14 protein-coding genes and 1 pseudogene are annotated in these 15,105 nt (G+C 72.2%); 8 read left to right on the top strand and 7 right to left on the bottom strand.

The genetic code is table 11. The features are described from left to right. Positions 1-416: 416 nt before the first annotated feature. Both AB0M92_RS38440 and AB0M92_RS38435 read right to left on the bottom strand, forming a co-directional pair. Entirely contained in the window at positions 417-1,106 is a 690-nt protein-coding gene (locus AB0M92_RS38440) for an HAD-IA family hydrolase (RefSeq protein ID WP_366107039.1), read from the bottom strand. Between the two features lie 145 nt (positions 1,107-1,251). Then, positions 1,252-2,085 (bottom strand): peptidoglycan-binding domain-containing protein, encoded by an 834-nt coding sequence (locus AB0M92_RS38435; RefSeq protein ID WP_366107038.1) that lies wholly within the window; start codon positions 2,083-2,085, stop codon positions 1,252-1,254. A 223-nt stretch (positions 2,086-2,308) separates the two neighbouring features. Between AB0M92_RS38435 and AB0M92_RS38430 the strand changes: the two genes are divergently transcribed. The 5 genes from AB0M92_RS38430 (at position 2,309) to AB0M92_RS38410 (ending at position 7,853) form a co-directional block, all read left to right on the top strand. Next, positions 2,309-4,375 (top strand): MFS transporter, encoded by a 2,067-nt coding sequence (locus AB0M92_RS38430; RefSeq protein ID WP_366107037.1) that lies wholly within the window; start codon positions 2,309-2,311, stop codon positions 4,373-4,375. Positions 4,376-4,449: 74 nt separating this feature from the next. Further along, positions 4,450-5,457, top strand: a complete 1,008-nt coding sequence (locus AB0M92_RS38425; protein WP_366107036.1) for a helix-turn-helix domain-containing protein — start codon at positions 4,450-4,452, stop codon at positions 5,455-5,457. Between the two features lie 44 nt (positions 5,458-5,501). After that, complete coding sequence (locus AB0M92_RS38420; RefSeq protein WP_366107035.1) at positions 5,502-5,903, top strand: hypothetical protein; 402 nt, start codon at positions 5,502-5,504, stop codon at positions 5,901-5,903. A gap of 97 nt (positions 5,904-6,000) precedes the next feature. After that, positions 6,001-6,390 (top strand): hypothetical protein, encoded by a 390-nt coding sequence (locus AB0M92_RS38415; protein WP_366107034.1) that lies wholly within the window; start codon positions 6,001-6,003, stop codon positions 6,388-6,390. Between the two features lie 89 nt (positions 6,391-6,479). Then, complete coding sequence (locus AB0M92_RS38410; protein WP_366107033.1) at positions 6,480-7,853, top strand: VanZ family protein; 1,374 nt, start codon at positions 6,480-6,482, stop codon at positions 7,851-7,853. A 54-nt stretch (positions 7,854-7,907) separates the two neighbouring features. Here AB0M92_RS38410 and AB0M92_RS38405 read toward each other — a convergent pair whose 3' ends face one another. Then, positions 7,908-8,435: a GNAT family N-acetyltransferase gene (locus AB0M92_RS38405; RefSeq protein ID WP_366107032.1), complete on the bottom strand. Its 528-nt coding sequence runs from the start codon at positions 8,433-8,435 to the stop codon at positions 7,908-7,910. Positions 8,436-8,540: 105 nt separating this feature from the next. On the opposite strand from AB0M92_RS38405, the gene AB0M92_RS38400 reads away from it, so the two are divergent. Then, positions 8,541-8,936 (top strand): nuclear transport factor 2 family protein, encoded by a 396-nt coding sequence (locus tag AB0M92_RS38400; protein WP_366107031.1) that lies wholly within the window; start codon positions 8,541-8,543, stop codon positions 8,934-8,936. A gap of 73 nt (positions 8,937-9,009) precedes the next feature. Here AB0M92_RS38400 and AB0M92_RS38395 read toward each other — a convergent pair whose 3' ends face one another. Continuing rightward, the gene (locus AB0M92_RS38395; RefSeq protein WP_366107030.1) at positions 9,010-9,348 is read right to left on the bottom strand and encodes an antibiotic biosynthesis monooxygenase; all 339 of its coding nucleotides are present in this window, start codon (positions 9,346-9,348) and stop codon (positions 9,010-9,012) included. Positions 9,349-9,516: 168 nt separating this feature from the next. Here AB0M92_RS38395 and AB0M92_RS38390 point away from each other — a divergent pair, with 168 nt between their 5' ends. Next, positions 9,517-11,487: a bifunctional glycosyltransferase 87/phosphatase PAP2 family protein gene (locus tag AB0M92_RS38390; protein WP_366107040.1), complete on the top strand. Its 1,971-nt coding sequence runs from the start codon at positions 9,517-9,519 to the stop codon at positions 11,485-11,487. Positions 11,488-11,623: 136 nt separating this feature from the next. Here AB0M92_RS38390 and AB0M92_RS38385 read toward each other — a convergent pair whose 3' ends face one another. Together AB0M92_RS38385 and AB0M92_RS38380 are read right to left on the bottom strand one after the other, a co-directional pair. Beyond that, entirely contained in the window at positions 11,624-12,001 is a 378-nt protein-coding gene (locus AB0M92_RS38385; RefSeq protein ID WP_366107029.1) for a DUF6193 family natural product biosynthesis protein, read from the bottom strand. A 188-nt stretch (positions 12,002-12,189) separates the two neighbouring features. Continuing rightward, the gene (locus AB0M92_RS38380; protein ID WP_366107028.1) at positions 12,190-13,434 is read right to left on the bottom strand and encodes a cytochrome P450; all 1,245 of its coding nucleotides are present in this window, start codon (positions 13,432-13,434) and stop codon (positions 12,190-12,192) included. Between the two features lie 241 nt (positions 13,435-13,675). Between AB0M92_RS38380 and AB0M92_RS38375 the strand changes: the two genes are divergently transcribed. Then, complete coding sequence (locus AB0M92_RS38375) at positions 13,676-14,845, top strand: steroid 3-ketoacyl-CoA thiolase (protein WP_366107027.1); 1,170 nt, start codon at positions 13,676-13,678, stop codon at positions 14,843-14,845. Positions 14,846-15,026: 181 nt separating this feature from the next. On the opposite strand, the pseudogene AB0M92_RS38370 reads toward AB0M92_RS38375, so the two are convergent. Continuing rightward, a pseudogene (locus tag AB0M92_RS38370) lies at positions 15,027-15,105 on the bottom strand (lytic transglycosylase domain-containing protein); the annotation flags it as partial.

The following is a 15,105-nucleotide window of genomic DNA, read 5'->3' as shown; positions in this document are numbered from 1 at the left end:
GGCAGTCTTATGGCATTCCGGGGCGGGCCGGGCAGTCAAGGGTGGAGCGCAGCGACATCGCGCAGCGACGCGACCGCAGGGAGCGCCCTTGACGGGCCGGACCGACACGGAAGGACAGTGGACTGCCGGGAAGCCCCCGAACCACTCCAGACCCCGGGTGCCGTGCGCCTGCCGTGCTGTGGCCCTGCCGAGTAGTGAGGCCGGCGTGCCGTGGCCCTGCCGGGCCTCCAGCCCTGCCGGGCCTCCAGCCCTGCCGGGCCTCCAGCCCTGCCGGGCCTCCAGCCCTTCCGGGCCTCCAGCCCTGCCGGGCCTCCAGCCCTCCCGGTCCCCCGACCCTCCCGGGTCCTCCAGCCCTCCCGGGCCGAGGTCCTGCCGCCCCCCCGCCCCGCCCTCACCGGGTCCGGCCGCGGGGCGGGTCAGGTGGTCGGTGTCAGGGTCAGTTCGATCGTGCCGGCCTCGGTCGGGGTGACGCGGATCGACGTCAGGTCCTGGACGTGGGCCGTCGGGGCGTGGGCCGCGGCGCGCGGGCCTATGCCGATCACGCGCATGCCCGCCGCCTGGCCGGCGGCGATCCCCGCCGCCGAGTCCTCGAAGACGATGCAGTCGGCGGGGTCTACGCCCAGCTCGGTGGCGCCCATGAGGAAGCCCTCGGGGTCGGGCTTGCTGGCCTTGACGGACTCGGCCGTGACCCGCACTTCCGGCATGCGCAGGGCGGCCGCGGTCATCCGGGCCGTGGCCAGGGCCGCGTCGGCGGAGGTGACCAGGGCGTGCGGCAGTCCGTCGATCGCCGCCATGAACTCCGCGGCTCCGCCGACCGGGACCACGCCGTCGGTGTCGGCGGTCTCGCGGGCGAGCATCACGCGGTTCTCGGCGTGATTGAGCTCCATCGGGCGCTCCGGCAGGAGGACGGCCATCGTGGCGTAGCCCTGTCGGCCGTGGACGACCTTCAGAGCTTCCTCCGGATCCAGACCGTGGGAGACGGCCCAGTCCCGCCAGCAGCGTTCGACCACCGCGTCCGAGTTGACGAGCGTGCCGTCCATGTCCAGGAGCAGGGCCTTGGCGGTGAGGACGGCGGGTGCGGTGGTCGTGGTGGTGCTGGCCGACATCGGCGGTGCTCCAGACGGGCGGGAAAGAGAACAAGCGGTTCCGCCCACCGGTCAGGGGATGCGGGCGGAACCACTTTGTTCCTACACGATACAAAACAGAGGGCGGTCTGCGCCACTCCGCGTCGCAGACGCCCTCCGCGAGCGATCAGCCCCCCAGCGCCTGCCGGGTCTGCGGGCCGTAGACGCCCCAGTCTTCGTCGATGCCGTTCTGCCATTGGAAATCCGAGACGGCGTTCTCCGTGCGGCTGTCGAACTTGCCGTTGATCTTGCCCCGGTAGTACCCCCGCCCCGCCAGCAGTCGCTGCATCTTCTCCACCTCCGGGCCCGAGTCCCCGTACCGCAGCGTCGGGGCCTTCGGGGGCGGCGGAGGCGAGCTCTGTGTGCGGCTCGCGCTCGTCGACGGGGTCGGGGACGGCGGCGCCGAGCTGCGGGAGGCCGAGGGCGAGGCGGAGGGGGAGGCCGACTTCGAGGCGCTCGGGGACGGGGAGGCCGAGGCGGAAGGGGAGGCGGAGCGGGACGGGCCGCGTGTGGCCGCCGACTGGGTCGGACCGGTGGGTGCCGCGCTCGCGGCAGGTGCCGACGGCTTGGCGTCCAGCAGGACCGTGTCGCTGTCGCCGGAGCGCGGGATCATCCCCAGCGCCAGGGCCGCGGTGCCCACGGCGACCAGGGTGCCGGCGCCGGCCAGCACCGTCGGGAGCCGCCGCCTGCGGGGGGAGCGGGGCCGCCTCGCGGGCGCCCCGCCCCCGCCGGTCGCGCCCCCCTCCACCGGGCCGGCCGGCCGGGGGCGGGCCGGCCCGGCCGGCCAGCCCGTCTGCGGCGGGGAGTCGGGCCAGGCCACGGGCGTGCCGTACGCCGGGGTGTCGTCTCCGGCGGGCGTCTGCGCGGCAGCGGCGTACCCGCCCGCAGGCCCGGCCACGACCCCCCGAACCGGCTGCGGGGGCGGCGGGTCGTCGGACGGGCGCGGCTCGGGGAGCGTCACGTAGGGACGGACGCGCAGTGGCTCGAAACCGCCCCCCGTCGCGCACCCGCAGCCGGCGCCCACGGCGTCGCATTCTGGACAGCGCTCAGCGCTCACTGGAATCCCTCCCTGGCCATTGCCTGCGATTATGCAGACCCTTCGGGGCCCGCCCAACCCGCCCGAGAGGCCATATCCGGCCACACCGCTCAGGATGGACATGTTGATCCGGCCCGAGGAGGAGCGGATGGCTCAGGATGTGACCACGGACCCCGCGGAACCCGCCCCCGACCCGCACCGGTCCGGCCCGGCCGCCGAGCACGCCACCCGCGAGGTCCTCGTCTCGATCGGCGCCCTGCTGCTCGGCCTGCTGATCGCCGCCCTCGACCAGACCATCGTCTCCACGGCCCTGCCGACGATCGTCAGCGAGCTGGGCGGGATGGAGCACCTGTCCTGGGTCGTCACCGCCTACATGCTGGCCGCCACCGCCGCCACGCCGCTGTGGGGCAAGCTCGGCGACCAGTACGGACGCAAGAAGCTGTTCCAGGGCGCCATCGTGCTCTTCCTCATCGGTTCGGCGCTGTGCGGGCTCGCCCAGGACATGCCGCAGCTCATCGGGTTCCGCGCCCTGCAGGGCCTGGGCGGCGGCGGGCTGATCGTGCTGTCGATGGCGATCGTCGGCGACATCGTTCCGCCGCGTGAGCGCGGCAAGTACCAGGGCCTCTTCGGCGCCGTCTTCGGGGCGACCAGCGTCCTCGGGCCGCTGCTGGGCGGTGTGTTCGTGGACAACCTGTCCTGGCGCTGGGTCTTCTACATCAACCTGCCCATCGGTCTCGTCGCGCTCGTCGTCATCGCCGCGGTCCTGCACATCCCCGTGCGGCGGATGAAGCACACCATCGACTACCTCGGCACGTTCCTCATCGCCTGCGTCGCCACCTGCCTCGTGCTCGTCGCCTCCCTCGGCGGCACCTGGGGCTGGGGCTCGGCCCGGATCGTCGGACTGGCCGTCCTCGGCGCCCTGCTGCTCGCCGTCTTCCTGTTCGTCGAGCGGCGGGCCGTCGAACCCGTCCTGCCGCTCGGGCTGTTCAGGATCCGCACCTTCACCCTCTGCTCGGTGATCAGCTTCATCATCGGGTTCGCGATGTTCGGCGCGATGGTCTACCTGCCGACGTTCCTCCAGGTCGTCCAGGGCGTCTCGCCCACCCTGTCCGGCGTCCACATGCTGCCGATGGTGCTCGGCATGCTCATCGCCTCCACCGCCTCCGGCCAGATCGTCAGCCGCACCGGACGCTGGAAGGTCTTCCCGATCGCGGGCACGGGCGTGACGGCGGTCGGGCTGCTCCTGCTGCACCAGTTGCAGCGCACCAGCGGCACCTGGGAGATGAGCATCTACTTCTTCGTCTTCGGCACCGGACTGGGTCTGGTGATGCAGGTGCTGGTCCTGGTCGTGCAGAACTCCGTCAGTTACGCCGACCTCGGCGTCGCCACCTCCGGCGCCACCTTCTTCCGCTCCATCGGAGCCTCCTTCGGCGTCGCGATCTTCGGCACGATCTTCACCCACCGGCTCGAAGGCAAGCTGGCCACCGCCTTCGCCGGGCTTCCGGTGCCGCCCGGTACGGCCGCGCAGGTCGAGTCCGATCCGCGGGCCATCGGACGGCTGCCCGCCGAGCTGCGCCCGCGCGTGCTCGATGCGTACGCCTCCTCCATCACCGACGTCTTCCTCTATGCCGTGCCCGTCGTCCTCCTCGCCTTCGTCATCGCCTGGTTCCTCAAGGAGGACGTGCTGCGCGGCTCGGTCACCGCGCCCGACGTCACCGAAACCCTCGCCTCCAACCCCGTCCACCGCTCCTCGCACGAAGAGGTCGCCCGCGCGCTGACCGTCCTCGGCACCCGCGAGGGCCGCCGCCACGTCTACGAGAAGATCACCGCGAAGGCCGGCCTCGACCTGCTGCCCGCGGCGAGCTGGCTCCTGCTGCGGATCAACAAGTACGGCTCCGCGGAACCCGCGATGCTCGCGGAGCGGACCACCGTGCCGCTGAAGGTCATCACCGACGCCGCGCGTCAGCTCGAAGAGCGCGGACTGGCCGTACGGGACGGGCTGCCGCTGGTCATGACCGAGCGCGGCCGGGAGGACGCCGGGAAGCTGGCCGAGGCCCGGGAGGAGTCGCTCGCCGAACTGCTCGGCGACTGGTGGGGCCCGGACCGGCCGACCGACCTGGTCAAGCTGGTCAAGGAGATCAACGCCGAGCTCTGCGGATCCGACGCCGAGGAGCCCTTCGACGCCGCGGCCCCACGCGACCACGCGGCGCGCTGACGAAATACGCGTGTGCGCGCGGCGCACCTCGGCATTCTTGGCCGTGCAGAAACGTACGAGCTGGGGGGCGCGGGATGTGGTCAGTGGTGTCGTCGGGCGGGGTGCCCGCGGGGGAGCGGTTCGACTGGTACGCCGACATCATCTCGCGCGAGGTGATGCCCGCCGCGCTGAGCAGCGAGCGGCCGGCCGATTTCCAAGGCGAGGCCGCCGTACTGGACTTGGGCGAGCTGCGCGTGGCCAGGTTCGACCTGTCACCGCTGCGTTCGCGGCGCACCGCGGCCATGATCCGGCGGGGCGACCCGGAGCAGTACCAGCTGGCACTGCTGCGCAAGGGAGCGACGGCGATGTCGCAGGCCCGGAACGAGTGCACCGTGGGACCCGGTGACCTCATGCTGTGGGACACCTCGCAGCCCTCCGACAACGAGATGCTCCACGGGCACGGACAGGTGCGGGCGACGGTGCTGATGCTTCCCCGGGATCTCGTGCCGCTGCGCACCCAGCGTCTCGACCGGTTGCTGGCCCGCCGGATGCGGGGGGACAGCGGAGTCGCGGCGCTCCTGGCGTCGTTCATGACGGCCCTCGAAGAGCACGGCGCCGAATGCGAGCCGGAGGACTTGCGCCGCATGGGCGCGGTGGCTCTCGAACTCGCGGCGGCCTGCCTGGCCCAGCACCTGGACTCCGAGGACCAACTGCCCACCGAGGTCCGCGAACGGGCCCTCGTGCAGCGGATCCACGCGTTCATCGAGCACAACCTCGGCGACCCGGAACTGAACCCTTCGATCATCGCCGCCCACCACCACATATCGGTGCGCAGCCTCCACCAGCTCTTCCACGGCCGGAAGGAGAGCGTCCAGGCCCGCATCCGCCGGCGCCGCCTGGAGCAGTGCCACGCCGACCTCGGGTGCCCCGATCTCGCCGCCCGCCCCGTGCAGGCGATCGCCGCCCGGTGGGGCTTCAGCGGTCCGGTGGTCTTCAGCCGCTCGTTCCGCGAGGCGTACGGGCTCAGCCCCACGGAGTTCCGCGCGCTGAGCATCAAGCAGTCCTGCGCCGACCGTTCAGTGTGCCGATCGGCTCCTGCCTAAATTCGAATCCGTTCGATCAGTGATCCCTTACGTGAGGAACTGCATTGAGGATTCGTCCCGTCCTGGCCGTCGCGAGCGTGCTCCTGGCGGCGACCGTCGCCGGCGCGCCCGCCGCGATGGCATCGGGCAACGCAGGGCAGTACTGGTCCGTCACCGAGCTGACCTTCGGGAAGTTCAACACCATGATCGGGCCCCAGAACGACGGCTCGGGCTACTGGTGGATGGAGGAGTCGTACGGCAAGGCCGGCGGAGGCACCATCACGGCCCAGTACGGCTTCAACTACCACGGCTACAGCTACAACAAGGGCTGGTTCACCCAGGGGGCCGGTGACAACTCGTACGAGTCGTTCGGCAACCTCGGCTTCAACGACTGCTCGGACGTGGTCGGCTGGCTCAAGGTCCAGAACCAGGGCACCTTCTACAACGCTCCCGTGACCATCTGCTAGCTCGCGCAGCCCCGTTCCGCCCCGTTCCGCCTCGTTTCGCTCCGCTCCGAACCAAGGAGACAACAGCATCATGCGCAAGCGTTCTACTGTCATGGCCATGGCAGGTTCTCTCGTGGCGCTGGGCCTGGCCCTCGCCCCCGCCGCGTCCGCCGGAAACATGGACTACGGCATCTCGATGACCAAGCTCAGCAACGGCGAGCTGTGGACGACGATCCGACCCGACAACGTCCACGAGGGGACGTGGTGGACGATGTCCGAGACCTATGCGAAGACGGGCGGCGGGACGATCACCGCCAAGCTGGGCTTCAACTACCACGGGTTCAGCTACGACAACGGCTGGTTCAGCCAGTCGTCGGGCACCTCGCACAACGAGGGCTTCACCTGGCTTGGCTTCGACGACTGCAGCGACATCGTCGGCTGGATGGCCGTCCAGAACCAGGGCACCTTCTACAACGCCCCCGTCAGCATCTGCGACGGCTCCCGGTGATCACCGGTCACTGACCACCCTTCCGCGGCCGGCTCCACCCCGGTGGAGCCGGCCCGCTCCACCCCCCTCCTCCCGAGGATCGCCCTTCCGTGATCGAAGCAGCCCTCAGCGGCAACCTGTCACTCCTGGTCCTGTTCGCCGCCCTCGCACTGCTCGCGGGGGGTCCCGCGTGGTGGCTCGGGCGCAGGTACGCCGTGTCCCCCTCGGCCGCCGTCGCCGCCACGACGTCCGGCGCGCTGGTCCTGGCCGCCACCCTCTACCGGCTCCACCCGCAGGCACCCGCCTCCCGCGTCTGCACGGTGCAGCGGGACGTGCTGGGTGATCTCATCGCTCCGCAAGGCCTGCTCAACATCGCCCTCTTCCTTCCCCTCGCCTTCTTCTCGACGCTGCTCACGCGGCGCCCGCTGCCGGTGTTCGCCGCTTGCGCGGTGCTGTCCGGGGCCATCGAGGTCACGCAGGCGCTGACCCCGGGCATGGGGCGCGCCTGCGACACGGGCGACCTCGCCGCCAACGCGCTCGGCGCGCTCGCGGGCTGCGCCGCCGGGTACGCGTGGCGGCGGACTGCCTCCCGGTCCTCGGGGGCCGGGGGCCGGCCCCTCCGCCGGCGGGCGGACGTCCGCCTGACCTCGTTCATCGCCGCCGCCGGGGCCGGCGTGCTCGCGGCCGTCGCCCTGCCCACCCTCCTGATCACCGTGTCCGACGTGAGCGACGGGCACCGGGCGGATCCCGCGCAGACGAAGGCCGCCGCGGCCGCTGCCCGGGAGTTCTTCGGTGACGCCGCCACGACCGAGACCGTTCAGTACACGCCCGGTTCCCACGGGCAGCCCGGGAGGCTGGAGATCGCGACCCGGTCGGGGAGCCTGGTCCTCGACTGGCCCTCCCGCGAGGTGCGGTCCGGCAGGCTCGCGGCCGTCGAGCCCGACCGGCCCGGTGCCCCGGCGATCGCCGACGGCACGGTCCGCGAGGCGGCCTCCGCATTCGCCGAGGTCCACTTCCCCTGGGCGCCGCCCGCCGACACCACCCAGGTCACGGCGGCCGGCGGTCCGGACAGCCAGGCCAAGCTGGTGTCCTGGCGCTCGCGCGTCGACGGCGTCCTCATGCCCATGCGCCTCGACGTGATCGTGGGAGGGGACCGGCGGATCCTCGCCTTCTCCGCGGCCAACATCGCGGAGCCGCGGCTGCCGAAGCCCGTCGTCACCAAGGAGGAAGCCCAGCGCAAGGCCGAGGCGGCCCACCCGGGCGCCGATGTGACCAGCAGCGAACTCATCGCCAAGCAGGACGCGCAGGGAGCCTGGCACGTGTGCTGGATCACCTCCCTGGCGAGCGCGGCCCCGGCCGGCGGGCCGACGCCCCCGGGCCCCGGGGCGAGCGATCGGCCGAGGGCCGGCATGCGGGTCGTCACCCTCGACGCCGTGACCGGCCTGCCCTTCAGGGGCGCGGACCTCGCACCCGCCTCCGGCTGAGGCGGCCCCGGCCCGGCCCCCTCCGGCGACCGGGGCCGGGCACGCCGGCCCGGCTCAGGCCAGGAGCTTCTCGAACCAGTGCTCCGCGTACGGACCCGCGTTGTACGCCGGTATCTCCGCGTAGCCCTGGCGCGCGTACAGGGCTCGGGCCTCCACCAGGTCCGAGCGGGTGTCGAGGCGGACCCGCTCGGCACCCAGGGCGCGGGCGGCCGCCTCCAGGGCCGTGAGCAGCGCGGCCCCGCCGCCCGTGCCGCGGGCGCGCGGGTCCACGTACACCCGCGTCAGCTCGGCGGTGAGGGGGTCGAGCAGCCGTATGCCGCCGCAGGCCCGGGGCGCTCCGTCCAGCCGGCCGACCGCGAAGTCGCCCGTCGGCGGGGTGAGGCCGTCGGCCGGATCGCCTTGCAGGCCCTCGTCGATCTCGGCCTCCGTGGCGGCCCGTTTCCAGTACCGGCCGGCGACCTCCGCGTAGTAGGCGCGGCGCAGCGCGGTCGCCTCCGGCGTGGCGAAGTGCTCGGCGGCGACGGTCCAGTTGCCGGCCGTCGCGCGGGCGGTGGGTCCGGTGCTCGTGCTCTTGATGTCCATGGCGCCATTGTGGAGTCCGCGCTCATCGCGCCGCGTGGAATATCCACAGGTACGGGCCGATGATAGGAAAAGACGCATATCACCCACACGGAGGGCGTGAACGCCATGTCCGAGCACCCTGACGCTGCCCTGATCCGCCGCGGCTACGAGGCCTTCGGCAAGGGCGACATGGAGACGATGGGCACGCTGATGACGGCCGACGCCATCCACCACGTGCCGGGCAGCAACCCCCTCTCCGGGCACCACAAGGGCCGGGAAGCCGTCCTCGACCTCTACCGGAGGATCGGTGAGGAGACCAAGGGCACCTTCCAGGTCGATCTGCACGCGGTGCTGGTCGACGGGCGGGGCCACGTCATGACCTTCCACACGGCCCGCGGCGACCGCGGGGACCACGGGATCGAGATCCAGGGAGGCCTCTTCTTCACGATCGTCGGAGGGAAGATCACCGACATCGACGAGTGCACGCAGGACATCGACGAGGAGGACCGCTTCTGGGGCTGACCTCTGCGCCGCGCCCCGGCCGCTGACCTCTGCGCCGCGCCCCGGCCGCTGACCTCCTCGCCGCGCCCCCGCCTCAGCCCTGCGGCTTCGGAGCCGCCTGCTGCACGACCTCGAACGACCACACCGCCGACCCCGAGGCCGCCGGCTTCGGACGCTCGCCGCCGCCCGCGCCCGCGCCCCCGCCCTGGTGCGCCGCCTTCATGGGCCCCTCCATCCACGCCTGGAAGTCCTCCTCCGACCGCCACCGCGTGTACACCAGGTACTGGTCCGTGCCCTCGACGGGGCGAAGCAGCTCAAACCACTCGAACCCGTCCGAGCCCTCCACGGCGCCCGCCCGCGAGGCGAACCGCTGCTCCAGGACTTCCCGCTGCTCAGCGGGCACGGTCAGTGCGTTGATCTTCACGATGCTCATGCCCGCCATCCTAGGGATCCCGCGCGGGATATCGTCGACCCAGGTAATGGAGCGGTGCACGAAACGCGGCAGCCAGGCGAAGTCAAGGTTGCGGTCAACAGGGCGGGAGGCCGGCGAGGCGTGGCTAACGCGGCAGAGCACAGAGGTGCGAACGGACATGCCGGGGTCATAGGCGGTGGCGGCAGGCTGGGGGCGGTGCGGTTCCTCCTGTGGGCACTGGCCGGTGTCCTCGCCGTCAGACAGGCCGCCGCGGTACTGCGCGTGCCACCGGGCGAGTGGCTGAACGAGTTCCGGCTCCCCAGCGGCTTCCCCGGCTCGCTGTACGACGGTGGCCAGTTCACCGGGACCCCCTTCGCCGGGCTGGTCCTGAAGCCGTTCCTCGGTCTCGCGGCGCCCTCCCTGGAGGTGGCCTGGACCTGCGTGACGCTCCTGTTCGTCGCCGCCATCGGGCTGGTGGCCGCGCGCGGCCTGCCCGACCCCGTGCCCCGGCGCACCGCGCTGCTCGCCGCGCCCGTGCTGGTCGGCCTGATGATGGTGTCGCTGCCGGTCCGCGCGGCCGCCTCGCCGGGCCAGACCGCCGTCCTGCCCGTGCTGCTGGTGCTGCTCGCCGTGTTCCGGGTGCCCGGCGAGCGCCCGGCCGGGTTCCTCATCGGCCTCGCCGCCGCGCTCCAGCCGGCCCTGCTGCTCTTCGCGCCGCTGCTGTGGCTCACCGGCCGCCGTCCCACCGCCAAGGCCGCCGCCGTGACCTTCGCCGCGGCCACCGCCCTGTCCTGGGCGGCCCTGCCGCGCGACTCCTGGACGTACTGGGTCCACCACCTCGCCGGCACCGGTCTCGGCGGCGCCCCCGACAGCCTGGCCAACCAGTCCGTGCACGGCGCGCTGCTGCGGCTCGGTCTGAGCGGCCCCTTCGAGGTCCTGCTGTACGTGGCCCTCGCGGCCGGGATCGCCTGGGCCGGCCTGCGCCGCGCCGCCCGCTACGCCCGCGACGGCCAGCTGCTCCTCGCCGTCGCCGTCACCGGCTGCGTGGCCGTCGCCGTGGTGCCGACCGGCTGGCGCCACCAGCTGCTGTGGGTGCTGCTCGCGGTGGCCGGCAAGGTCGGCAAGCGGGCGGCCGACCGGCCCGTGTGGCCGGTGGCCGTGGTGCTCGCCATGACCCTGCCCGCCGACGTGCTGCTGCCCAACCTGGCCGCGCTGGCCCCCGTACGGGACAACGTGCTGCTGCTCGCCGCGCTGGCGGCCGCCTGCGCCGTGCCGTTCCTGCCGCGCTCCTCCCCGTACTGGCGCGAGCCCGTCCCGACCGCGTACGGCCGGCCCGCCGCCGCCCGCTGGTCGCGGGTGCCGCTGATGCCGTTCTGGCGGCGCGTGCTCTCGCGCCCCAACCTGTTGCTGGAGCTGCTGCTGATACGGGTGGGGTACTCCCTGTACTCGCACATCCGGGCCGCAGCGCCCAGCGGCCGCAGCCTCGCCGAGGGGCACGGGAGCCAGATCCACGCCATCGAGCAGGCGTTGGGCATCGACATCGAGCGCGCCGTCAACCACGCCGTGGTGAACACGCCCTGGCTGGAGAAGTTCTTCAACTTCTACTACACGTCGTTCCACTTCGTGGTGCCGCTGACGATCCTGGCGGTCCTGTACTGGCGCAGGCCGGGCGACTACCGCTGGGCCCGCGCCTCCCTGGGGCTGGCCACCGTCCTCGCGCTCATCGGATTCTGGCTGTACCCGCTGGCGCCGCCCCGGCTGATGCCCGGGCTCGGCTTCATCGACACCGTGCACGGGCCGCAGGACCTGGCCAATCCGCAGTACGGGGCGATGACCGCCATCTCCAACCAGTACGCGGCGATGCCCTCGCTGCACTTCGGCTGGTCGCTGTGGTGCGGGATGGTGATCATCATGCTCGCGCCGAAGGGCTGGCAGAAGCTGCTGGGGGCACTGCACCCGCTGATCACGGTGTGCGCGATCGTCGCCACCGCCAACCACTGGGTGCTCGACGCGGTCGGCGGCGCGGCCGTCGTGAGCGCCGGGTTCGGGCTGGTCTACGTACTGTCGGGGCCGCGCGGCGCCGCCCTGCCGGCCGGGCTGAGCGTGCCGCGGCCGCGCGAGCCGGAGCGGGCGGTCGCGGCGTCCCGTACGCGGGCGTAGGCGGCGGGGAGAGACGCGGGGAACGCACGCCGAAGGGGTGCCGGGGAGGGTCTCGTACCCGTCCCGGCACCCCTTCGGTGGATCGCCGCGTCCTGTCAGGATCCGCCGGGTGCGGCCGGCCCGCCACTCGGGACGATCAGGCGGCCGGGTCAGGGGCCTGCGCCAGGCCCGCCACGACGAGGGCCACCGCCTCCTGCGCGGTGTCGGCCTCGCCGATCACTCGCTTGTGGGTCGGGCTCAGGACCTGGAACCGGCCGCCCGGCAGCGGCTCGACCGCCGGCGCCACCACCTCGAAGGGGTGGCTGGTGCGGGCGCTGAACCACAGGGTGAACCGAGTGGTGAACGGGTAGAGCCGGCGCAGTGACGGTTCTGCGGCAGCGGCGTCGATGAGCGCGAGCACGCCCCGGCTCAGGACCGGGGAGCCGCCCCGTTCGTGCATCAGCCGCCATGTCGTCGGCAGGCGCTGCCAGCGTGCTTCCACACAGTCGGCCGCCCCGCTTGCCTGAAGATTCATCCGCGCAGTCTGACGGCAGGCCGCTCCCGGGACAATGCCCCGGACACGAACGGGCCCCGACGCGGACACGACGCGGACCGACGCGGACACGACGCGGACCGACGCGGACGCGGTCGTGCGTACCGCGGACGGCAGGGGCCGGGGCGTGGGAGGAGCGGCCCCTGCCGTCTCGGCCCGCGGGCCGGCCGTCAACCGTGGCTGACCCGAAGCTCCTTGATGCCGTTGAGCCAGGCCGCCCGCAGCCGCCGCGGCTCAGGCCCGGCCAGCCTCAGGTCGGGCAGCGAGTCGGCGAGCGCGTTGAAGATCAGGTCGATCTCCATGATGGCCAGGGACTTGCCGAGGCAGAAGTGGGGTCCGCCGCCGCCGAAGCCCAGGTGCGGGTTCGGGTCGCGGGTGATGTCGAAGCGGTCGGGGTCGGTGAACACCTCGGGGTCGTGATTGGCGGAGGAGTAGAACAGCCCCACCCGGTCGCCCGCCTTGATCTTTTGTCCGCCGATCTCGGTGTCCCGGGTGGCGGTGCGCTGGAAGGACACCACCGGCGTGGCCCAGCGCACGATCTCCTCGGCCGTCGTGGCCGGCCGCGTCGCCTTGTACAGCTCCCACTGTTCGGGGTGGGTCAGGAAGGCGTGCATGCCGTGGCTGATGGCGTTGCGCGTGGTCTCGTTGCCCGCGACCGCGAGCAGCAGCACGAAGAAGCCGAACTCGTCGGAGCCCAGGTTGCCCTGGCCCTCGGCGGCCACGAGCTGCGTGACGATGTCCTTGGCCGGGCACTCCTTGCGGGCGGCGGACAGGTTCATGGCGTAGCCGATGAGCTCGACCGCCGCGTTGGAGCCGACTTCCTCGGTGATCGCGTACTCGGGGTCGTCGTACGCGATCATCTTGTTCGACCAGTCGAAGATGCGCAGCCGGTCCTCCTGAGGCACGCCGATCAGCTCGGCGATGGCCTGGAGCGGGAGCTCGCACGCGACCTGCGTGACGAAGTCGAAGCTGCCGTCGGCCGATGCGGCCAGCGCCTCCGCGACGATCTTCCGGGCCCGGTCGCGCAGGGCGTCCTCCAGGCCGCGGATGGCCCGCGGGGTGAAGCCGCGCTGCACGATCTGCCGTACGCGGGTGTGTTCGGGCGGGTCCATGTTCAGCATGATCAGGCGCTGGGCATCTATCTGCTCGCGCTGGATGTGCTCGTTGAAGCGGATGATCGCCGTGTTGGTGGTCGAGGAGAACAACTCGGGGTGCGTGGAGACGTACTTGACGTCCGCGTGCCGGGTCACGACCCAATAGCCGTCGTCGTCGAACCCGGTGACGCCCCGCCGCTGGGGGCACCACCACACGGGTGCGGTCTGCCGCAGCCGGGCGAACTCGGGGAAGGGGACGCGGTCCTGGAGCAGGTCGGGATCGGTGGCGTCGAAGCCTTCGGGCAGCGCGGGACACGACATCGGGCGACTCCAAGGTCTGACGGCCCATCAGAAGTTGGCTTGAAGGTAGTAACGAGTTCTAGAAGTGACAAGGGTCCTCGCGCCAACTGTTGCGTGTGGAATCCGTGTAAGGCGCGTGCAAGACCCTTGCGTGCGGGGGTTACAGGTCATAAGACTGCGGGGAGAACTAGAACGCGTACTAGTTCGGGCGGGGCGCCGGGACGGCCCGCCGCGCCGGCACAGTGCAGGAGAGGACGAGCTCATGGCCGCGGAACCCGTCATCGTCGAAGCCGTACGCACCCCCATCGGCAAGCGCGGGGGCGCGCTCGCCAACCTCCATCCCGCCTACCTGCTCGGTGAGACGTACCGCGAACTCCTCGCCCGTACCGGAATCCAGCCCGACTGCGTCGAACAGATCGTCGGCGGCACCGTCACCCACGCCGGAGAGCAGTCCATGAACCCGGCGCGCAACGCCTGGCTCGCCATGGGCCTGCCGTACGAGACCGCCGCGACGACCGTGGACTGCCAGTGCGGCAGCTCCCAGCAGGCCAACCACATGGTGGCCAACATGATCTCGGGCGGAGTCATGGACATCGGCATCGCCTGCGGGGTCGAGGCCATGAGCCGGGTGCCGCTGGGATCGGGCTCCAAGCACGGGCCGGGCAAGCCCTTCCCGGACGAGTGGAACGTCGACCTCCCCAACCAGTTCGAGGCGGCCGAGCGGATCGCCCGCCACCGGGGCCTGACCCGAGAGGACGTCGACCGGCTCGGGCTGCTCTCCCAGGAGCGGGCGGCCGCCGCGTGGGCCGAGGAGCGGTTCAAGCGGGAGACCTTCGCCGTCCAGGTCCCGACGACGGAGGAGGAGCAGGCCGGCGGTCAGGGCATGTGGCGTCTGGTCGACCGCGACGAGGGCCTGCGGGACACGAGCATGGAGGCGCTGGCCCGGCTCAAGCCGGTCATGCCGACCGCCGTGCACACGGCCGGGAACTCCTCGCAGATATCGGACGGGGCCGCCGCCGTGATGTGGGCCTCGCGCAAGATGGCCCGCGCGCTCAAGCTGAGGCCGCGCGCCCGGATCGTCGCCCAGACGCTCGTCGGCGCCGACCCGCACTACCACCTGGACGGGCCGATCGACGCGACGCGGGCCGTGCTGGGCAAGGCCGGGATGTCCCTGAAGGACATCGACCTGGTCGAGATCAACGAGGCGTTCGCCTCGGTCGTGCTGAGCTGGGCCCAGGTCTTCGAGCAGGACCTGGACAAGGTCAACGTCAACGGCGGCGGCATCGCGCTCGGCCACCCCGTGGGCGCGACCGGAGCCCGGCTGATCACGACCGCGCTGCACGAGCTGGAGCGCCGCGACAAGGAGTTCGCGCTGATCACCATGTGCGCGGGTGGCGCCCTGGCGACCGGGACGATCATCCAGCGGCTCTAGGGGGGTGTGGCGCGGGCGGCCGTTCGGCGGCCGAGCGCGTCGGGCCGCCTGCCGTACAGACCCTGTGGGATGGGAACAGAAGGCCCCGGTGGCCGGACCTGGGGAGGTCCGGGCACCGGGGCCTTCGCACTGCGTGCTGCGTGCTGCGTGCTGCTCGCGCCGTCAGGCGGTCACTGGTGGCTTAGTACCAGTGGTGGGTCTGCCAGAAGTTCCAGGCGCCGACGGGGCTGCCGTAGCGGGAGTTCATGTAGTCCAGGCCC

The sequence above is a fragment of the Streptomyces sp. NPDC051582 genome (assembly GCF_040681715.1).
Classification (GTDB): domain Bacteria; phylum Actinomycetota; class Actinomycetes; order Streptomycetales; family Streptomycetaceae; genus Streptomyces.
The sequence above is the reverse complement of the archived record's forward strand: the minus strand, read 5'-3'. Positions and strand labels throughout refer to the sequence as shown.